14 protein-coding genes and 1 other annotated feature are annotated in these 21,904 nt (G+C 35.6%); of the genes, 5 read left to right on the forward strand and 9 right to left on the reverse strand.

The genetic code is table 11. The features are described from left to right. Positions 1-82 precede the first annotated feature (82 nt). Complete coding sequence (gene nagE, locus FD46_RS02030) at positions 83-2,059, reverse strand: N-acetylglucosamine-specific PTS transporter subunit IIBC (RefSeq protein WP_057895519.1); 1,977 nt, start codon at positions 2,057-2,059, stop codon at positions 83-85. Positions 2,060-2,420: 361 nt separating this feature from the next. On the opposite strand from nagE, the gene FD46_RS02035 reads away from it, so the two are divergent. After that, positions 2,421-3,275 (forward strand): hypothetical protein, encoded by an 855-nt coding sequence (locus FD46_RS02035; RefSeq protein WP_057895520.1) that lies wholly within the window; start codon positions 2,421-2,423, stop codon positions 3,273-3,275. 275 nt (positions 3,276-3,550) lie between these two features. On the opposite strand, the gene FD46_RS02040 is transcribed toward FD46_RS02035, so the two are convergent. Beyond that, positions 3,551-4,336, reverse strand: a complete 786-nt coding sequence (locus FD46_RS02040; protein ID WP_235805536.1) for a MetQ/NlpA family ABC transporter substrate-binding protein — start codon at positions 4,334-4,336, stop codon at positions 3,551-3,553. Between the two features lie 152 nt (positions 4,337-4,488). Beyond that, the gene (locus FD46_RS02045; protein WP_057895522.1) at positions 4,489-5,766 is read right to left on the reverse strand and encodes an O-acetylhomoserine aminocarboxypropyltransferase/cysteine synthase family protein; all 1,278 of its coding nucleotides are present in this window, start codon (positions 5,764-5,766) and stop codon (positions 4,489-4,491) included. Positions 5,767-5,844: 78 nt separating this feature from the next. Beyond that, positions 5,845-6,071, reverse strand: a binding site (T-box leader). A gap of 108 nt (positions 6,072-6,179) precedes the next feature. Here FD46_RS02045 and FD46_RS10505 point away from each other — a divergent pair. Together FD46_RS10505 and FD46_RS02050 are read left to right on the forward strand one after the other, a co-directional pair. Next, positions 6,180-6,317 carry a hypothetical protein gene (locus FD46_RS10505; protein ID WP_235805529.1) on the forward strand — a complete coding sequence of 46 codons (138 nt, stop codon included), beginning with the start codon at positions 6,180-6,182 and terminating at the stop codon, positions 6,315-6,317. A 209-nt stretch (positions 6,318-6,526) separates the two neighbouring features. Then, the gene (locus FD46_RS02050; protein ID WP_057895523.1) at positions 6,527-7,393 is read left to right on the forward strand and encodes a homoserine O-acetyltransferase/O-succinyltransferase family protein; all 867 of its coding nucleotides are present in this window, start codon (positions 6,527-6,529) and stop codon (positions 7,391-7,393) included. Between the two features lie 112 nt (positions 7,394-7,505). On the opposite strand, the gene metF is transcribed toward FD46_RS02050, so the two are convergent. From metF to FD46_RS02070, 4 genes are all read right to left on the reverse strand, one after another. Then, entirely contained in the window at positions 7,506-8,387 is an 882-nt protein-coding gene (metF, locus tag FD46_RS02055) for a methylenetetrahydrofolate reductase [NAD(P)H] (protein ID WP_057895524.1), read from the reverse strand. Next, positions 8,365-10,650: a 5-methyltetrahydropteroyltriglutamate--homocysteine S-methyltransferase gene (metE, locus tag FD46_RS02060; protein ID WP_057895525.1), complete on the reverse strand. Its 2,286-nt coding sequence runs from the start codon at positions 10,648-10,650 to the stop codon at positions 8,365-8,367. Before metE ends, metF begins: the two co-directional genes overlap by 23 nt. A 784-nt stretch (positions 10,651-11,434) precedes the next feature. After that, on the reverse strand, positions 11,435-12,622 hold the full coding sequence (locus tag FD46_RS02065) for a DUF3114 domain-containing protein (RefSeq protein ID WP_057895526.1): 1,188 nt from the start codon (positions 12,620-12,622) through the stop codon (positions 11,435-11,437). 59 nt (positions 12,623-12,681) lie between these two features. Beyond that, positions 12,682-15,327, reverse strand: a complete 2,646-nt coding sequence (locus FD46_RS02070; protein WP_057895527.1) for a YfhO family protein — start codon at positions 15,325-15,327, stop codon at positions 12,682-12,684. A 236-nt stretch (positions 15,328-15,563) separates the two neighbouring features. Between FD46_RS02070 and FD46_RS02075 the strand changes: the two genes are divergently transcribed. Both FD46_RS02075 and FD46_RS02080 read left to right on the forward strand, forming a co-directional pair. Beyond that, positions 15,564-16,559 (forward strand): glycosyltransferase, encoded by a 996-nt coding sequence (locus FD46_RS02075; protein ID WP_057895528.1) that lies wholly within the window; start codon positions 15,564-15,566, stop codon positions 16,557-16,559. 940 nt (positions 16,560-17,499) lie between these two features. Then, entirely contained in the window at positions 17,500-19,143 is a 1,644-nt protein-coding gene (locus tag FD46_RS02080) for a 6-pyruvoyl-tetrahydropterin synthase-related protein (protein WP_057895529.1), read from the forward strand. Between the two features lie 283 nt (positions 19,144-19,426). On the opposite strand, the gene FD46_RS02085 is transcribed toward FD46_RS02080, so the two are convergent. Together FD46_RS02085 and FD46_RS02090 are read right to left on the reverse strand one after the other, a co-directional pair. Further along, the gene (locus FD46_RS02085; RefSeq protein WP_057895530.1) at positions 19,427-20,302 is read right to left on the reverse strand and encodes a beta-1,6-N-acetylglucosaminyltransferase; all 876 of its coding nucleotides are present in this window, start codon (positions 20,300-20,302) and stop codon (positions 19,427-19,429) included. A gap of 175 nt (positions 20,303-20,477) precedes the next feature. Next, positions 20,478-21,728: a nucleotide sugar dehydrogenase gene (locus FD46_RS02090; RefSeq protein ID WP_057895531.1), complete on the reverse strand. Its 1,251-nt coding sequence runs from the start codon at positions 21,726-21,728 to the stop codon at positions 20,478-20,480. Positions 21,729-21,904 lie beyond the last annotated feature (176 nt).

A 21,904-nucleotide genomic window follows, 5' to 3' on the forward strand; every position in this document is an offset into this window, starting at 1 on the left:
GTATGGTATCTGCAGGCTTTAATAAAAAAGGCCTCTAACAAAAGTTACAATGTTGTTAGAGGCCTTTTTGGTGAATTTATTTTTATTTAGTGATAACTTTCATTATAAGTTTATTAACTGAAACTTTTCCTTCTTGTGCTATCTTATCAATATGAGCTACTCTATCCATATTAGTAGCTATCACCATTGTAGTAGCTTTTTTACCTGCAGCCTTGATCTTTGCAAGGTCAGCCTTAACAAGAAGGTCGCCATGTTTGACCTCTTGTCCCTTAGAAACAACTACTTCGAAAGGTCTACCCTTCAATTCTACCGTATTAATCCCGATATGGACCAAAAGTTCAAGTCCAAGTTCAGTTGTAATTCCGACAGCATGTTTGGTTGGAAAAACGGCGCTTACTTTGCCATCCGCTGGAGAAAAGATTTGGCCGCTTGTTGGTTCAACGGCATAACCATCACCTAAGACCTTGGACGCAAATGTTTTATCAGCAACTTCTTCGATCCTCAAATAGTTTCCTTCGGCGACATTAAAGATTTCATCTGTGCCGGTTGTGCTGGTTTTTTTGCTAGGATCTTCTTTTGCTGTCATAGAAACAGGAACTGTCGAAATAGCTGCTTTATTTTTAAACAGCTGTTCAAGCGGAGCAGCAACGAACTGCACTTCTGTACCAACGATCACTTGCAAGTTATGCTTATCGAGCACATTGACACCTGGAACCCCGCTCGCAGAAAGCGCAGCTTTATTAATTCTTGCAGTATCATTGAGCTGCAAACGCAACCGCGTCGTACAATTATCAACAACTTTAATGTTTTGATATCCGCCAATTGCAGCATAGATCTTTTTAGCTAATAACGTAAACCTATCGTCTGCTTCATCTACAGGAACTTCCGCAGCAACAGCTGCTTGTGTTTCTACAAGTGACTCTCTTCCTGGTGTCATCAGGTTAAATTTCTTGATTGCAAAATCAAAACCGAAATAATAAATAAATGCCATTACTATTCCCTGAACGATCAACATATACGGCTTTGAAGCCATCGGCATCCTTGAACTCAAAACAAAGTCAACTAACCCGGCACTAAAAGTAAACCCGGCTGTCCAATGCATGAACGCCGCAAATCCTACTGAAAGGCCGGTAAAAATAGCATGGATTACATATAGTGGCCAAGCAACAAACATGAAGGAAAATTCCAATGGTTCTGTAACTCCAGTAAAGAAGGAAGCAAAGGCCCCCGCCATCATCAATGATGCAGTCACCTTTTTACGTTCAGGACGTGCATTTTTGTAGATAGCGTAAGCACCAGCTGGCAGGCCAAACATCATTATTGGGAAAAAGCCGGCCATGTACATACCTGTAACTCCCTTAGTACCTTGGTTTGCCCAGAATTTACCGAGGTCATTGATTCCTGCAACGTTAAACCAAAAAACTGAGTTCAAAGCTTGATGCAGGCCAGTCGGAATCAACAAGCGATTGAAGAAACCATATAGACCCGCTCCCACAGCACCTAAACTAACGATAAATTTACCAAATGCCACTAACCAGCCGTATACAACGGGCCAAACAAATAACAGCACTAATGAAACCAATAGCATAACCGCAGCCGCCATTATTGGGACCAGTCTTTTCCCACTGAAAAATGAAAGTGCCATCGGCAGTTTTGTTTTATAAAAACGATTATAAAGTGCAGCTGCAATCAATCCGCTCAAAATACCAATAAATACATTACCGGCAATCGCACTGAATGCAGGATCAACTGAACCTGTTTTTGTTCCCTCCAAAGCTGCAACCGAAGCAGGCGCAAGCACACTGACTGGTATAAAATAAGCTACTACTCCTGCAAGTGCAGCTGCTCCATCTTTATTTTTAGACATTCCGGTTGAAAGACCGGCAGCAAATAATAGCGCTAAAATTCCTAGAACAGCATTTCCTCCATCCTGCAGGAACTTAGCCGCTGCCCAGTCAGAAGGCAGCCAGTGACCAATACCGACTAGCAATGCAGCTGCTGGAAGAACGGAGATCGGCAGCTGTATTGACCTGCCCATCCGTTGTAAATAAGTTTTCATATTGATATCTTCCCCTCAGAATACCAAAAACTGACGCAATATTTATTTAATTAAAGAAAGTAGTAAAAATAATTATGTATTTTCTGAAATATTGTGTCAGATTCCAATATTTTCTTATGTTATTTTCATTATTGCGAAAACAACTGCTTTCTATTATAAGTGATTTTGCAGGTTGTTCAATGTCTAGCGTTATTTAAAGTGTATTCAAAAGATTTTTAGCAGCTATCTTTAAGATTACTTTTTTAAAAAAAATATTTCTAATGAAAACCAAACTATCGTCTTTCATTATTTTCATTTAATATTATCTATATTACAAACCGGATTTATAGTATCCTAATGATTAAGGGGGAGTGATACCGTTATGTTAAACAAGTATAAGCTATTTCTAGTGCCGCTTTGCTTATTATTAGTAGGGTGCAGCGCGCAAAAAAATCAGGGAAAAGAAAAGCAAACTGCAACGCAAGCTTCGAAAGTTTCGCAATCTCAGGCAAAAAGTAGCCAAACGGCTGCAGCTAGCCAAAGTTCAAGTGCCACTTCAAAAAGCTCTGCGGCCAACTCATCAAGCTCATCTTCACAATCACAACAACAAAATACTAACCGCTTAGCTCAATTCAACCAAGAGCTGAAAGCTAATTTAAAAGATACTTTAATTCCTCAAGCCGATGGACTTGCCACTGGCAGTGATAAGCTGAATGTTCGTTATCAGGGTAATACCGCTAACTATACAATCAGTTACAGTGTTGGTGCTCAAGCAAAAGAATTTAACGATTCTTCTATCTCACAAGAAATTCCATACGCTGAATTTGCTAAAAAAACTTATTCATCTGCTGACGAAGCAGGACAGCAAATAAATCATCAGACAGCAAGCGATTCCCAAGGTCTACCGGAAATTGATCTTGGTCACAATATTAAAGGTTACCTTGACTCTGGGGCGGGGCAACGTTATCTATCTTGGAACGAAGGAAACTGGGCTTTACGTGTACATGCAGCAGCTGTCAATAACGAGGATCCTCAGCAACTCGCAAAGCAGACGGTTGAATTATTGGAAACATACCGTCCCCCAGCACCAGATCCTTATGGTGAAGTACGTTTTGATACCAATACCAGCTATGGGAGCCGAAACCAGGTTATTGTCTGGCAAAAGGGAAATACCATTTATCAATTAAGTGGTCACAGTGCCGAAACTGCCATAAAAATGGCTGCTAGTATTAAATAAAAATGTCATTTGCCTTTAAACTTTAGTTACACAGCCTGTAAAATCAAGCAAAATACTAACATATTAACGCTAACCAACAGCACATTTAATCCTACAGGGTATAGTGTATAAAAAATATGCATCAGCCAAATTTGCGCTCTGTGATTTGAATACCCGCAAAACAAAACTAAAAAATAGGCAGTTGCCTTTGTCGATATATCATCGCTTTGGTACTGCCTATTTGATATATAATTTTTGTTTATCTTCAAAATATGAATAATATCAGCTAGTCGAAGTTATTTTTTAGGAACAACCCAATAATTATCATTATTATGTTTTTTTACATAATCTTTAAATTCTTGTGATTGATACGCCTTCTTAACAGCCTTTGCCCATTTGCTATTTGCATTCTTCCTATTAGTTACTGCTACTAACCAGTATTCAGCACGCAGCGTTTCTGGGAGTAATATCTTGTTAGTAGAAATCTTAGCACTGTAGGCAACTGAACCAGGGAGAATCACATATTCAAAATCCTGTCTTGAACGCGGAATAGTCGAAGAATCAATTTCAATAATTTTTAAATTATACTTATTGGTTGCAATGTCTTTTTTGGTAGCTTTAATCAGGTCAGTTCCCTTTTTTAAAGTGATCCAGCCGGCTTTAACCAGGAGGTTATATGCACGAGCTGTATTAGCTGGATCATTGGGGATTGCGATCCGATCGCCGGTTGCTACTTCTTTTAAAGACTTCTTATTAGCAGGATATATGCCAGTCGGAACTGTCGGTATTGGCGTTAATGCAACAAGGTTGGCATTTTTTTCTGAATTAAAGTTCTTCATGTAGGCTGTATGCTGGTCAACACTTAAATCTACCTGTCCTTCGCTAAGTGCGATATCAGCATTAAGCAAGTTGTTAAACGATTTATTAGTTACTTTATAACCCTCTTTTTCAAGAATTGGCTTTATTCCTTTAAGAAACAGCTCGCTATAAGGTCCAGGAGAACTACCTAATTGAATAGTTTGTTTTTCATTTGAAGTCGCTGCTTTTTTATTGCGGAAAGTAAAAAATGCTAATAGAACAATTAATAAAATAACGATTAGAGCTGCAAATAATTTGAAAGATGGCTTTTTTAACAATTTTTTCACTCCCTCTAGTCTATTGCGTTGTTAATGAAACAACTTTTCTGAGTACTAAACTTCACTATCAAACTGCTTTATTTATATTGTTTTTATTTTTAAATCTTATCCAACCCTTGTTTTAAATCGGCAATTAAATCAGCTGCATTTTCAATTCCAACTGAAATCCTGATTAAATCCGGCGTAATTCCTGTTTCTTTAAGTTCTTCTTCATTCAACTGTGCATGTGTCGTCGATGCAGGATGAATAATCAGCGATTTTGCGTCTCCTACATTAGCAAGCAGGGAAAACAATTTTAGCTGTTCTATCAGTTTTTTACCAGCTTCTTCTCCACCTGTAAGACCCAGCGTAAAAATAGAACCTGCACCATTTGGAAAATTCTTTTCAGCTAATTTGTGGTACTTGCTTGTTTGAAGTTCAGGATACTTAATCCAAGCTACTTTCGGATGATCGTTCAAAAATGCAATAATTTTTCTTGTATTAAAAACATGTCTTTCAATTCGTAAGGATAAAGTTTCAAGCCCCTGCAATAATAAAAATGAATTTAAAGGGCTGATAGCTGCGCCGGTATCCCGCAAAATTTCCGCACGGATCTTTGTTGTAAAAGCGCCGCCTTTTAAATCAGAAAAAACCAGACCATTGTATTGTGCATTGGGGGAAACAAATTCTGGGTAACGTCTGCTTACTTTGTAATCAAATTTTCCATTTTCAGCTATCACGCCTCCCATCGTTGTTCCATGCCCGCCAATGAATTTTGTGGCGGATTCAATTACAACGTCAGCCCCATGTTCCAAGGGACGGTAGAGATAAGGAGATGCAAAAGTATTATCAACCAGCACTAAGATTCCATGTGTATGTGCCATTTTCGAAATAGCATCGATATCTAATAGATTAATATCCGGATTCCCAATAGTTTCTAAATAAATTGCTTTTGTATGTTCATTAATATATTTTTCATATCCTTCAGGTTCTTCCGAGGCAACAAAGTGAGTAGTAATTCCCAACTTTGGCAGCGTTACATTGAGTAAATTGTAAGTGCCGCCATAAAGAGTACTTGCAGCAATTATCTCGTCTCCTTGACCTGCAACATTTGTGATTGCAGCTGTAACAGCTGCTGCGCCGCTTGCCAAAGTTATTCCGCTGGTTCCTCCTTCAAGTGCTGCAATGCGCTGATCCAGTACTGCTGTTGTCGGATTGGTCAAACGACTATAAATATTGCCCGGATCACGAAGAGCAAATCTGTCAGCTGCTTGTTGAGCGTCCTTAAAAACATATGAAGTTGTCTGATAAATCGGAACAGCTCTCGCACCAGTTTCATCTATCGTTTGGCCTGCATGAACTTGTAGTGTTTCAAAATTTAATTTTTCTTTACTCATTTGAGATCCTCCTTTAATGTACTTTATAACTGTCAGCTGCAATCTTTATAAGACAAAAACGCCCCTACAATAAAATATTGTAGGGACGTTTTTAACGTGGTACCACCCATTTTCATCAGTTCAAAAGAGCTGATCTCTTAGCACAGATAATGCTTGGGATTGTATCGTATCCTAACGAACCATTGGCTTGCACCGCCGATTATGACTCCGAGTTCATCTTCAGTTTCATTCAACCGTACGGTTTCACCAATCCGTACTCTCTGCTAGATTAAATTTAAACTTACTATTCTCATCAAAATCACATGTCTTATTGGAGATACTTTATCATCCTAACAATCACATGTCAACAACTTTTACTACTTAAAATTAGGACCCAGAAATCTTTTTAAAATAAGCCGTTTTTACTTGACCTTTTGAGAAAAAAAACATATTCTACATATAATATCATTATGATTTACGACGACAAGATAAGTAAGACGTTTAAAACGGGTGTCAGAGAAGTTGGAAATGGTGCAATCCAACTGCCGCTTACGTGTGAAAATGGTCTTTGAGTAATAGACAGATGAACTTTTAATTCTTAAAAGCAAATGTGTTTCGGGTGCGCCCGTTAAAGCGACAGCATATCGCCCTTTAGTGGCCGTATGTTATTGAGTGGCTATTTGGCCAAAAAACGGGTGGTACCGCGACATGTCGCCCCGCAGTTCTTTTCAGAACTGCGGGGCTTTTTTGTTACCATTAACTACAAGGAGGTTATAATATTATGGCTTATGTTAATATTTTGCATGGCTTGACACAAAGTCATGCTCCAGCTACCCCATCTTTAAAAATTCTCATTTTAAATTTAATGCCTGACCGCATAAAAACAGAAAGACAATTTTCCAAGATGCTTGCACACACAACATATAACAGTACAATAACTTTCTGCATTCCCCAAACACACCAATTTCGTCACCCAGAAAAAGGACTTTACGAAAAATACGTAACTTTTGACCAAATTCGTGACCAGTATTATGATGCTTTGATAGTTACAGGTGCAGCAGTGGATCAGCTGGCATTTGAAAAAGTTGATTACTGGCAAGAACTTAAAGAAATCATTTTTTGGCGGCATTCACATGTCAAAACAAGCCTTTTTATCTGCTGGAGTGCATATGCTGCTGGAGAGATCGAACATTTCTTTGTTGGAAAAAAACTTGAAAAAAAGATCAGCGGTGTATATACGGTAAATGGATATACAATGCCTCATTCACGTTACTTTACTATTCCACAACAAAATGTAGATCATGATAATCTGCTTGCGGGTAATGAACTGCTCGGAGCTGTAATTGTCCGTGATATTTCCAGTGCTTCTTTGTATGTTACCGGCCATTTTGAATATCTGACTAATACGTTAAGAGAAGAATACTATCGTGACCTTAAACATGATCCAACTACTCCTATTCCAGTAAATTACTTTAGTAAAGATCTGCAGGCAACAAACACGTGGGAAAAAAGTGCTGTTCATTTCTATCAGAACTGGTTGGATGGAATGTTCAAGCCCTCATTTGCTGATTTTTCTTCAGAGCAACTTTTCTTTAAAAATTTTAAAACTGTCAAAGTTAATAATACACTGCAAACAAAAAAGGGCTAGGGAAAAATATACGTTTTTCCCTAGTCCTTTTTAATTATCCTATCAAAAATTTTACCTTATAAAGTTATAGTTTTGATTTAGATTTACGTTTTCAGCAAATATTTCAAACTGCTCAAAAACTTTTACTTGCAGCTTTAAAAACTGTCTTTGTCTCATCCCAGATTCTTTGTGCCACTTCAGCATGATTCATCGTATAAAGATGAATACCGTCAACACCTTGTGAAACCAAATCAACTATCTGTTCAACTGCGTAGGCAATTCCCGCATCTTTTAGTGCTTCTTTGTTATCCTGATACTTATCCAGCATTTTTTTATATTTTTGCGGTATTGGAACACCCGAGACCTTAGTAATCCTTTCAATCTGCCTTTTATTTGTGCAAGGCATTATTCCTGCCTCAATCGGCACATTTATTCCTGCAATTTCAGCTTTTTCTTTAAAATCATAAAAAGTTTGATTATCAAAGAACAGCTGCGTAATTAAATGATCACTGCCAGAATCAATTTTCCTTTTCAGGCATGTTATATCCTCTACAAAACTTGCAGCTTCTCTATGCTTATCTGGATAGCACGCACCAGCTATACTGATCCCGGGACGTTCTTTTTTAATAAATTCAACTAGTTCATTCGCATGGCAAAAGTCTCCAGCCGGCTTTTTATCCGCAATGTAATCACCGCGCAAAGCCAGAATATTATTTACATGAACTTCTGCCAACTGATCCAAAAGATTAAGAACCTGCTTTTTTGTTAAATATAATCCAGGAACATGTGCTACTGCCGGAATTTTTAGTTTGTTTTGAATAAAATCCGCAACTTCAACTGTTCCTTTGCTGTGCTCTGTTCCTCCCGCCCCAAGCGTAACAGAAATAAAATCAGGAGAGACACCTCGCAATTTTTCAAGTGTCGGTATTATTTCACTGCCTGACATTTCATTTTTAGGCGGAAAAACCTCCAGTGAAAAAACAGTTTTAGTTTTAAAGAGTTCCGTTAGCTTCATTTACATTACTCCTAATTTTCTTAGTAGCCTCCATAATTTTTTCAAGACTTGCAAATGATTCCTTTTCAGAACGTGTTTTTAATCCGCAATCAGGATTTATCCAAATCTTTTCAAGCGGCAATTTTTTAATAATCTGCGTAATCAGATTTTCAATTTCTTTTTCTGAAGGAATCCTTGGAGAATGAATATCATATACTCCAGGCCCTACCTCTGTTTGAAAATCAGCGGCTGCTAACTGATCAATCAGTGTAAAGTCTGCACGGGAAGCCTCAAATGAAATTACATCTGCATCTAACTGGTCAATCGCATCAATAATGTCTCCAAATTCGCTATAACACATATGGGTGTGTATCTGTGTTGTAGGCTGAACTTTACTATGAACAAGTCTAAAAGCAGGAACCGCCCAGTCGAGGTATTCCTTGTACCAATTTGATTTGCGTAAAGGCAGGTTTTCACGCAGAGCAGGTTCATCAATTTGAATAATTTTGATATCGTTAGCTTCCAAATCCAATACTTCTGCCTGAAGTGCCAAAGCAATCTGAGTAACAGTTTTCTTCGGCGCAATATCCTCACGCGGGAAGGACCAGTTAAAGATCGTAACAGGACCTGTAAGCATCCCTTTAATTGGCTTATCAGTCAAATGGTTGGCAAATACAGAAGCAGCTACAGTTATAGGCGCAGTTCTGCTGATATCCCCCCAAATAATCGGTGGTTTTACTCCACGACTGCCGTATGATTGTACCCAGCCGTTTTTAGTAAATACAAACCCATCAAGCTTTTCACCAAAGTATTCGACCATGTCATTTCTTTCGTATTCTCCGTGAACTAAAACATCCAGCCCAAGTTTTTCTTGAATCTTAATAATTCTTGCTATTTTATCTTCATTAAACTTATCATATTCCGCACGAGTTATTTCACCCTTGCGCAGCCTAGCACGATTTTGACGCACATCCCTAGTCTGAGGAAATGATCCGATAGTAGTAGTAGGCAAAATGGGCAGCTTGAACTCTTTTTTCTGGAGCTGTTGCCGTACCTTGCGTTCAGGAGTACGAAGATAGTCGCTCTGCTTTAAGTTATCACTTTGCTCATGAACTTCAGGGTTATAAGGATGTTTTACATTAGCAAACAATGCATCGTTCTTTTCTAAGAACTGCTTGCTGCCGGCTTTTTTCGTATAAAGTGCATCCAATTCTTTCAGTTCTGTCAATTTTTCACTTGCAAATGCTAAATGCTGTTTAACGCCTGTTTCGAGCTGGTCTTCATCAGCGGCACTATAGGGAACATGCAGCAAAGAGGTTGAACTGCTCAAAACAACCTTAGCATCTGTGCCCAATTTTTTTAGTAATTCAAGTGTCGCGGAATAGTGATTCCGCCAAACATTTTTACCATTTACTACTCCGGCGAAAAGGATCTTGTCAGTTGGAAAACCATTTTTTGCTATCAATTCAGCATTATAGCTTCCCTCAATAAAGTCAAGCCCAATCCCTTCAAATGAAAGCTCGGCAACTTCTTCATAAACATCGCGAATATCACCAAAATATGTCTGCAAAAGGATCTTCACCGAATGTTTTGGTTCCAAAATTTTCGAGTAAAGTTCTTTGAATAGCTCCTTCTCAGCAGCTGTTACATCCAGACAAAGCGCAGGTTCATCAATCTGCAACCACTGAACTTTCTTTTGCCCTAAACGTTCAATAATTTGAGAATAGGCTGCAACAAGATCAGGGATAAAGTCTTGCGCAATTTTACCCCCAAGAAAACGACTAAGTTTAAGCAATGTATAAGGACCAATTACCACAGCTTTAGCATTGATTCCTTGCTTCAAAGCTTCATCCACTTCTGCAAATAATTTAGCGCCAACAAGTTTTACTTTTGTTTCTTTTGTAAACTCGGGGACAATATAGTGGTAGTTTGTATTAAACCACTTCTTCATCGGTAAAGCTTTGACTGCTTCTTCTCCTTTTTGATATCCACGTGCTTGCGCAAAATATTCATCCAAAGGCGATAGGTTCAAATTTTTGTAGCGCTGCGGAACTACATTCAAAAGATTAGCAGTGTCTAAAAGATTATCAAAGAAAGAAAAATCACCAACAGGAATCAGTTCTATCCCTGCTTCTTTCTGTAATTTCCAATGATTTTCCCTGATTTGTGCTGCAGTTTTCAATAATTCATCTTGCGTAATCTGGTCTCGCCAATATTTTTCCGTTGCAAACTTTAATTCACGATGATGACCGATTCTTGGAAAGCCAATAATAGTTGTTGTCATATAAAATCCTCCTAATATTTTTCTTAATAATGAATTAAAAACCTTATTCACTTAATCAAAGAAGAGCATCTTTACCGAATGGATCCTCAAGTATTTTTTCCCTGAGATAAAAAAAGCCCTTGATCAGTTGAATAACCAATCAAGGGACGAATTAATTTCGTGTTACCACCCAAATTTGCACTACCCTCTCGGATAGAACCTCTGAAAGTATCTTAATAAATACCTGATGCTGTAACGGACATCTTCCGGCATTTAAGCGTTAACCCAAATACAACTAATCAGAGTTCATCTTCACCGACCGTTACAACATCCTTTTTCATTATCCGGACTTTCTGCAGTTTTTAATAAGCCAGTTACTCTTCTCCTCGCAGTTTTACAAAAATAAAAATGCTTTTCATAGAATTATAATAATTTTAATCGTACTCTTTGTCAATGGTTGTTAAAAATAAAATCAGCTGGAAGTGTGCCAATAGTCGTTAGACTTTGAGCATTGACTGCCAATTACGAGCATAGTCCGAATTTGATTATGAGAATTCGTGGTTAAACTGTAAAGACTGGCTATTGAAACACATTAATATGGAAACTGTAAAAGAGCACAAAAAAGGGGGGCTGGGTCAAAAGTGAAATTTTAGCCTAGTTCCTCTACTTATTCCAGATAAACGTGTGACATAAGTCAAAATTTTCCGTCTAACCTCGAATTACTCATAGCAAATTACTTGCTATGTTCGTAATTCCTTGTTAGCACTCAAATTTTACCGACTTATGTCACACTCTCTTCCGTACCTTAGTTTCCAATCCTTTTCACATATTTTGCAAATCCTGGGTTTTGCAATGGCAGCCGTCTGCGGCAGTATTCCAAAAAGTCCAAATAAACTGCAGCTTTTTTACTATCTGGAACTTGTCTCCAAGCTTCATAATCTCTTTTCCCGTTTTTCACAACATCTGCATAGTTTCCAGCGTAATTGGCTTCTTTATCTTTTACATAATAGCTTTTTTCAGTCTTCCAATAATAGCTTTTTTCAGTCTTCCAATAATAGGTGTTTTTACGATTAGTAATAGTATTACGAATTAACGGATCTACAGGATGCCATACGTCTAATCTGTAATGGCTATGATTATCGCAGAAGAAAATACTGGGGTATCGTCCATGCGGTATACCATAGTTGAATGATTCTGTATTTGCAATTTCACCGCTTTGCTGCAGATTATAATGCCTTGGATCAGAGTCAACTGTGCCATCAGTGTTATACTTATATACCTGCCATTCGCTCACAAAGTGGCCATCTTTCAAGTCAACAATGAATTCGGACATCCGTGAACTTTTGGTAACCTGAACTTTCATATTTTGCGGATAAAAAAAGCGATTGTTTGTCAGGTAACGATTATGATAGTTAGCAGCGGTACTATAATCCAGCTTTATTTTAGCTTGCTTTGCGTATTGTAACAATTTTTCAAAATCATTTTTCCCAATAAAATTCTGCTGCACAAATTCAATATTATTTTTGTCAATATAACTGCGCAGAAGGTGAACTTTCATCGCGGTTTTTGCCGTCTGACCGTTATTTTGAACATAATCTTTAAGGCTTTTTTGTAAAAATGCACGTTGCACCAGTTTCCTAAAGTACTTTAAAAAGTATGCGTGCGGAGGCATTGCAGGATCAAGTCTATACTCGCCGCTGATTTGTAAAAATCCATTAACGTCAATCTTTGCGTTGAGCTGGTTCAAGATTAATGATAACTTCTGCAGCGGCGAAAAATGTGCGGCTTTAAACATTCTGGTATAGAGTTCAGAACCGATAAGATAACACATTTTATCAAAAGAATTTTTTGTTATAGCTGTTGTGTGCCCCGTAAAACTTATGCTTTGTTTCCTAATTGATTTTATATACACCTTGCATGCAACTTCATCCCAACCAGCACAAAGCAGTTCATTCTTTAAAGCAGCAATGTCAGTAAAATTTTTATCCTGCATTTTTTAAATCACCACCTATTGCAACTATCTTACAAATTGCATGCCGGTATGCCCTCAAACTATTTCCTTGAACTTGTCCGTTTAAGTTTCTGAAAGTAAAAGAAACCAGAAGTTACTACTGCCAAAACAAGACCTAGTAATGAAATAAGTATCCCAGACCTCAATCCAGCAACCTCGTATTTGAGAAAAACTCTATGTCTTCCTGCCGGAACAGAGACGGTCATCAGATGCCCCGCTGCTTTAGAAATTAACGTTTTGCTGCCGATATTAGTGCTCCAACCTTTATCATAAGGGACGGAAAGAAAAATTTTTCCTCCTTTAAACTGTGCATTTGTTTTAAAAACAATTTGATTTCCCTTCAGTTTAACCACTTTTACCTGTTTAGATACTTGCTGCCGCACTTGTTTTAAAAGAGCTGTTCTTTCGACCGCAACAAGAGGCATCAACAGTTGCACTTTCTTAATACTATTATTATTAACTGGTTCTAACTTAATTTGCACAATATCGCCCTTTTGAAATTTGCCTAAACAAATAATGCCATTTTCTGCTTCAGCGTTTTTAAAGAGAGTGGTAGTGTATTTACCATTTGTCCAGACCTTTACACCAGGGATGTTCATTTCCCATTGGTTAGTCGGCAAATATAAATATACTAAGCCACTTTTACTAGCTCTTACTTTAATATCTGCGCTTTTCGGTGTGATTTGTTTCTGGTACCTTTGTGTACTATAAAGAGCTGTTCGAGCGCTAAACATTGCTTTCCATAATTCATTTTGTTCTTCAAAAGGGTTACCCAGAGAATCATAACTAAGTTTAAATTGATTTATCTTTTCGTTAACTGGGAAAGCTAATGGAAAGTATGTTTCATTTTTATAAACACTAATACTGCCGTCTCTGAAATAACTGTGTTTATACTGTAATGCAGGTTTAGTATTTTGTGCCTTTAAAGCATTATTAGTTTTCTCCAGCGCCTGATTAAAATCATTACCATTTGCAGCTAAAACATATTTTATGCCGAGTATGCTATCCATAAAAAGAGTTGAACCATTATTGTACCTTGCCCAGCGTATCCAACCATGTTTTTGGTAATATCCTGCAGCTGACAGAAAATTAGTATTTTCAGTAGATTGTTGTGAAACATAATTAGAAATACCCCTGTAATTAAACTGCAAAGGATCATTTGCATTCATCTCAGTTGCACTCCCCAAGCGGTAAAAGGAATCATCCTTTTGATGTAATTTTTTTAATGCCCTATTAGTTTGTTTAACAACCGTAGCATAAGCTTGGCTTTGAGTCGAAGATAATGCAGATTTACGTAGTACCTGAAAATTGCTAAAAATAATATCTGCTAGCACAAATCCTAAAATCAGCCATGCTACTATAAGAGGTTTTTTCCCCAACTTTACCAACCAGATCAGCAGACAGAATAGAGCCATTCCGCCAAGGTTAATTAAAAAATTCACTCCGCTTAATACTTTTCCTGATTGCAACTGTACGACTGCTAATAACGCAAATAATAATAACCAGAATGGTATCCGTATTGCCTTATCTTTTTGATTATAGATCATCCCTAAAGTTTGATAACCAATTACTACCAATGTAAATACAACACAAAATGACTCTCGGTTAGGGAAACCGTTCGGCATAGTAAAAGCATGCCACATCATGTAAAGCGTGTTTAACCAAGTTGAAGCTAGAAGAACTACTAAAAAAGAAATGGTCAAACCCCTATCCAGACTAGAAGTTAATCGATTTCGAAGATAGCAGAATAATAAAATAGTAACTAGTAAACACGAATAAATAATCGGTGTGTTTTGTTCTTTACTCTGTGAAAAAAGTGCTCCTATAATTTGAATGGGCTTATACAAATATTCAAACTTGTAGTTGAATGGTACCTTTGAAACACTATTTTGACTGATAATACTTGGTATAAGAACCATCGCACTGATCATTAGCGAAAATAGTGTCATTAACAGGAGCTTTACACTGTTTTTAAGAATAACAACCGTATCTTTTCCAATCAAAAATTCTCGTATTAACCAGAAAATACTTAAGATAAAAAGGTAAAGTACCAGCATTATTCCAATATAATAATTTGAAATAATAGCAAAACTAAGACTAGCCCAATAAAGCACATTTCCTTTATTGTCGAGCATGCGCTCAAAGCCCAATATAATTAATGGCATTAAAGCAATCGAATTAAACCAAAAAATGCACCGGTAATACATGAAGAAAAAATTCATTAAGGAAAAAGCAGTGCTGAAAACTGCAATGTATATCTTCCTAGTTCTATCAGAATAGCGTACCCTTGCATTTAAATACGTTGAATTATATAACAAAAGGGCCATTGTCAATCCCGATAAACCAACATTGAATAAGGCGTTGATTTCATAAAAAAAGGGCATCTGTTCACTCGGAAATAACTTTGCAAACAGGTTAATCGGGCTAAACAGATAGTATGTCCATACCGGAAAAAAGCTTCCCCCTAATGAAAGTTGATAAGAATATAATAGTGAAGACAAGTGATTAAAGTTTTCACGAAAGTAAGAAATTAACGCTAAGTATTGATTTGTCATATCACCATTTGACATCGTATAGTTGCCAAAGGGTTGAATTCCAACTAGATAATGCAAAAATAGAAAAACAGCTACGGGAGTAAGTGAAGATAGAAAATAAACAGCTTTACCTTTAAAAAAGTCCCTTATCATCTTTACTAAACACCTCTTTAATATTATTAATACTTTGCTTAAATTAATTTCTCTGTACTTTTCATAAAGAATAGCGATCTCATGAAAAAAATGCTTTCCACCAAAATCGGCTTATATTTAGCTCCTAAATTGCTAACAAATAAAGCTAGTAGTATACTATATACTGATTGTATGTAAATTTGTATATTGAATTATCAGTTTAATACACAAAATATCTGGAGGAATTTAATAAGAACATGAAAAACTACACTTTATCTTGGCATGACAGCGCAAAAAACACTGGCGGAGTCAAAGCTAAAAGCGATGCAGAAAAATTTGTAAAAGAGTTAAATTATAAAGTGATAAATACCCCCTATGGCAGAATAGCTAAGGTGTTATATGTGACCCTTATACTTCCGCTGATTTTACGTATAATTAAAGCTAATATCATTTTAGTCCAATTTCCCTCCGGTACACCCTTTATTATGGAAAAAATAATAAAAAGTTGTAAAAAAAATCCTACTGCAAAACTGATTATGCTTATTCATGATGTTGAAGCATTAAGATTCCATAGCGGTAGCGAACATGCTCAGGAAAAAAAAGAAGAACTTGAACGATTAAATTTGGCGGATGGCCTCATTGTACATAATGAAAAGATGATTGATTGGCTGAAGAAAAATGGGATCACAACTAAAATGGTATCTTTGCAAATCTTTGATTACGACAATCCACAAAAAATACAAACAAACAATACTTACGAAAAGAGTGTCTGCTTCGCGGGAAATTTGAAAAAATCAAAATTTCTTGAAAAAATGTCTTCTAAAAACGAGATTGCAATTTATGGACTTAATCCTGCAGATAACTATTCACATGGAATTGTTTATAAGGGTTTGCATACACCAGAGGAATTACCAAAATATTTAACGCAAAATTTTGGGTTAGTGTGGGATGGCTCAGTCCTTACTTCTTGCGATGGTATTTTTGGAGAATACATGAAATTTAACAATCCTCATAAAACTTCACTTTATCTCAGTTCAGGTATTCCTGTTATTATTTGGGATAAAGCAGCCTTAGCTGATTTTGTTGTCAGCCAAGGTGCAGGCATAGCCTTAAGTAATTTAGAAGATCTGGATCACGTATTAGATAGTATCTCAACTGAAGATTACAAAAAGATGCGTCAAAATGCTATTGCAATTGGAAAGAAGATGCGCAAGGGATATTACCTAAAACAGGCACTTAAGAAGTTATCATAGGTTAGTCTTAAAAATAGACACACCTTGCTTTCATAAGTGGTCAAAAATAGCTTTCTCAGAAAGGTTACGACTTTCTTGGGAAGCTATTCATTTTTAATGGCACTACTAGCTTTAATGATACTTAATTACTATTTGGGTTAAATAGATCGAGTCATTATACTTGTTTACTGACCTTACCTTATTCGAAGAAAAATTTCAGCTAGACATGAAAATTGGCATATACAAAAATTTAACTGCTGAAAAAACTCACGCCTTTTTATTAAACTAACAAACACTCAAAACCTTGTAAATCCAGGTCAACGTTTTAGATATTGCGTGATTTTTTCTTGTTTTTTGGTCATTAGCTATTTTTGTAACCGGTTCGTTTATTGTTTCATGAGTTCCTTTTTCTCTCATTGTATCCCATCTTTTATCTAATTTTAGTGGTTAACTATTGTTGCCAACAGCGTAAGTAGAAATGCGTTTGTTTTAAGTGATAACATTAACTTATAAGGTGGTTTTATGGATAGAAAACAAACTACAGTCAATTTAAGAATATACAAACATACAAGCCAAAACTGAATTGACCAAATTTATAGAAGCTTCTCAGCCGAATATAATTAAATATGTGAAAAACAGGACAAAAGGTAATTAAAGATAAAGAGGCAGTGAAATCTGCTATTTTTTAGTATGTCAATAGATTATTCTATTAATACAAAAAATTTTAAATAACCCTATCGCTATTACTTACAGGGTTAAAATGGAAACAGGAATACGAAATAAAAAACTTGTTTACTTTGATCATTAAAAGGTAGTCTGTGAATAGACTTACCCAGTTAATGTTATTGCTGTATTCACTAAAGAGTACGTATAGAGAATCACTGTTTGACAGTCAAAACACAAGTATAAAGCCATGCAAAAAGCAGACGTTCAACTTATAATTTTTTACTAGGAGATTTAAATGACTAAAACAAATTTTTTAAAAAATATTTATATATATATTTACGCTTTATTTATTTCGTTTGTATATCTTGTTTTCTTTTATTTTGATTTAAAATTAAAAAGTGGTCCATTTCTAGGAAACGATAACTACTTTCATATTTCTAGGCTTTATGGGTTAAAAAACGCCTTTTCTCATCCAATTAGTTTTGAATCCTTTAACGGAAATGGTTCGGGCGTTAACTATTTCTATCCTTGGTTAACTTATTATCCTGCATTTTTTCTGTCAAAAATATTTAACAGTATGACGTATGGTGTCATTTCTTTTATATTTTTAATTACAGTTTTAACTTTTATAGTGGCATTTTACTGTGGAAGAAACTTCTTTAAAGATACAAAATCAGCTTTTATTTTTGGAAACCTTTATCTTTTTTCTGGCTATAGAGCTGTTAATGTTTTTCAGCGTGCAGACATTGGAGAAATTATTTCTATTGCAATTTTGCCAGCCGTTTTAGTAAGCTTCTATAATGTTCTTTTTAATAAGAATAAACCATGGATCCCCTTCACCATTGCTTTTTCGCTGATTATTTACTCTCATGTTCTTTCTACTGTTTTTACATTTTTTGTACTCATATTAATTTTACTATTGAGCTGGCCATATATAAATAGAAAAAAAGCTACATTTATAGCACTTTTAAAAAGTGGAAGTTCCACGTTTCTTTTGTCTTCTTTTTTTTGGGCCCCAATGCTTCAACAGTCATACTATGTTAAAACAGTTTCTCCGCAAATCTTAAATCTAGAATCATCTGCATTAAGTCCAAGTAAATTTTTTATTGATTCATTAAACAACGATGTAGGGAACACAATAATAGGCGTTGTTTTGTTATTCATTTTAATAATAGGATTTTTAAATTTCAAAAGTAATCCTAGACTTTATAACAATATTTTGTTGTTAACATTGTTCCTATTATTTTTCTCTAGCAAACTTTTCCCTTGGAGTATTTTACAAAATACACCGCTAAATATTATTCAATATCCTTGGAGAATTCTACAAGTTGTTTCCGCTTTAACCTGCTTTTATGGGGCATGGTTCTTAAGAAATATTTCTTACAAAACTTTAAGCAGCTTAATTTTATTAATGGTTTTAATCAACATTTCTAATACAAATAGCATATTGCAACGCACTAGAGTTTTGATTGGAAATGATAATTTTAACTCTATCGCCAAAAGTGCTACTTTTAAAGATTATTATCCCGTTACAGCATCTAACGATGCAAGTTTTAATTCATTAAATAACAAAATATTCTTCGTTAATGGAAAACAGAAAAGTATTAAGTATATCGTTAAAAAGAATTCAATAGATATCTCTACGCCAAATTATAAAAAACCGTATTATATAGATACTCCATTTTTAAAATATTTAGGTTTACACGTCCAAAATGGCGGTCAACAAATCCCAGTTAGTGTTTCTAAACGGGGTACAATTTCATTCGAAGCCCCATTAAAAAAATCACATATAATAATCACCAGTTGGTACACTAAACTTGGCATAGCTTCTATGATTTTATCAGCGTCAACTTTTATATTATTGAACCTTATTCTTACTTTAAATTTTATCAAAAAAAATATTTTTACTAGCGCAAGAAAAATTAATAAAAAACCTTAAAGTTAGTTTTTGAATTTATGTGAATAGTATACACGGAATGGAAATGTGCCAATAGTTGTTAGGCTTTGAGTGTTAATAACAAATTAAGAACATGATCTAAATTTGACTAAGTAATTCGTGGTTAAGTGGAAACAACTAACTATTGCAACACATTATTGGTTTATTAAAACAACAGGGCTGGATCAAAAGTTAACTTTTGATCCAGCCCTGTTTCATAACCAAACTAGAGCATGTTTTTATCCTTTTTGCTTAGTACTTAGATAAATAAATCCCTGTTTTTGCTCTATTCTGCATACTTTTCATTTAACCTATCAATCAACTTTTCAGAATACTTCCAATCAAACTTTCTTCCAAAATGGCAACCGCTTTTAGTGATGCTTTCAAAATTACGCTCATCTAAAACAGCCGGATAGCTTCCATTTTGCTTTTTCCAATTAATATAACGATGATTGTCTTTAACAATTCTTTCCTTATATTTCGGAGAATTTACTAAAATCGTCTGCATCCAAAATTCATCTGAGAAACACCCCGTCTGAAACACTTTCAAGAGTTCAGGATGGGCCTCTAAGTAGCCTAAACAGTACTCAACTGCATCTCTAGGCATATCTACCCAATTTGGACCGTTATATATTTCTAGTTCAATATTATATTTTTTAAACTTATTAATTCTAAGAATTGTTTGAGCTGCTAACAAAAACCTATGGTAAAATTTTCCAAATCCACTTCTGCGATTTATACGATCATAGTTAAAATAATATTTCTGCCATAAAATAACAGATTCACCAGATTTTTTTACATCTTTTGACCTATTATATTCCATGTAAATTTTGTCGTTATTTTCATAAAAATTATATACTTTACTTAGATCTGCCACAGGCCAATCCTGGCCTGAAATAACATGAAGATATTTAACCTTCGAATTTTCTAATGCCTTCTTCATTAAAGAAATTGCAGCTTGTGCTATACTCCAACTCCCCCAGTGCACTTCAACCTCGGAGATATAATCAATATCATTTTTTTGCAGTTTTTCTTTATCTTGATCTGTTAAAGACAACCTTGTATCAAAATGTACAAGGACAAGGAACCTCTTTTTTAATAAATTTGATAAGGAAATAACTTGATCGACATTTTTATGTGCCAATATTAAGACGGCTTGCATCGCTGATTCACCCTTTTTTAAAAATCTAATTAAAAAGTACTGCTAAAACTATAAAAAGGCCTAGGAATATCCTAAACCTAAAACGCATTATTTTTTAAATTTATCTTTCATAAACACTTTAAAAGTCGCCCTCTTAACTAAGTTACCTGTTTTACTTCAGTGTACTGAGGATAGCTTAATCTCTTTCAAAAATATCGCGCGTATATACTTTATCATGAACATCATCCAAACACTCATTGTAACGATTTGCAACGATAGCGTTTGAAAGCTTTTTAAATTCCTCCAAGTTATTAACAACTTTGCTGCCGAAAAAAGTAGCTCCATCTTTTAAGGTGGGCTCGTAAATAATAACCGCAGCACCCTTAGCCTTGATACGTTTCATAACACCTTGAATAGAACTTTGACGGAAATTATCCGAATTGCTTTTCATTGTAAGGCGATAAACACCGACAATTATATGCTTTTCCTTCTTTTGATCATAAGCGTCTTCACCACTGTAATCATAGTAGCCCGCCTTCTTGAGGACCTGATCCGCAATAAAGTCTTTACGTGTACTGTTAGATTGAACTATAGCTTCAATAAGACTTTCCGGAACATCTTGATAATTTGCCAATAGTTGTTTGGTATCTTTTGGCAAGCAATATCCGCCATATCCAAAGGAAGGGTTATTGTAATGAGATCCGATTCTTGGATCTAAGCAAACTCCGTTAATGATCTGCTTCGTATTTAAATCCTTGACTTCTGCATAAGTATCTAATTCATTAAAATAGGAAACCCGTAACGCTAGATAAGTATTGGCAAAAAGCTTAACTGCTTCTGCTTCCGTCAAGCCCATGAACAAGGTATCAATGTTTTCTTTGAGGGCACCTTCTTGAAGTAAAGCAGCAAATGTATGTGCAGCTTTCACCAAGCGTTCATCTTTCAAATCAGTTCCAACAATAATTCGACTGGGATATAGGTTGTCATACAAAGCCTTAGATTCACGTAAAAATTCAGGGCTAAAAATAATATTGTCGCTGCCAGTTTTTTCGCGGATACTCTTAGTGTATCCGACTGGGATCGTTGATTTGATAACCATGATTGCGTCAGGGTTGTACTTCATAACTAAGCTAATAACAGTCTCAACTGCTGATGTATCGAAATGATGTGTCTTGCTATCATAATTTGTTGGTGCAGCAATGATTACGAAATCTGCATTGCTATATGCAGCCTCTGCATCAAGAGTAGCCTTTAAATTAAGGTCCTTTTCTGCCAAATATTTTTCAATATAATCATCTTGAATCGGTGACTTTCTATTGTTAATCATTTGCACTTTTTCGTTGATGATGTCAACTGCAGTAACAATATGGTGCTGTGAAAGCAACGTTGCAAGTGACAGCCCCACATATCCCGTTCCAGCGACTGCGATGTGATATTGTTTAGTCATTACAAAATACCTCTTTCTTTGTACAACAAAATAATTGTAGAATTTTAACTGATTTTTACCAAAGAAGAGCTTTGGTTTATCATTTATTTTGAGCTTAATAAATAAATACGTAGTTATTATAGCATAGTAGCACAAGAACATTTTACATCTTGACCAGTTCAGTATTTTATTATAGT

The organism is Liquorilactobacillus oeni DSM 19972, assembly GCF_001436275.1.
Lineage (GTDB): Bacteria > Bacillota > Bacilli > Lactobacillales > Lactobacillaceae > Liquorilactobacillus > Liquorilactobacillus oeni.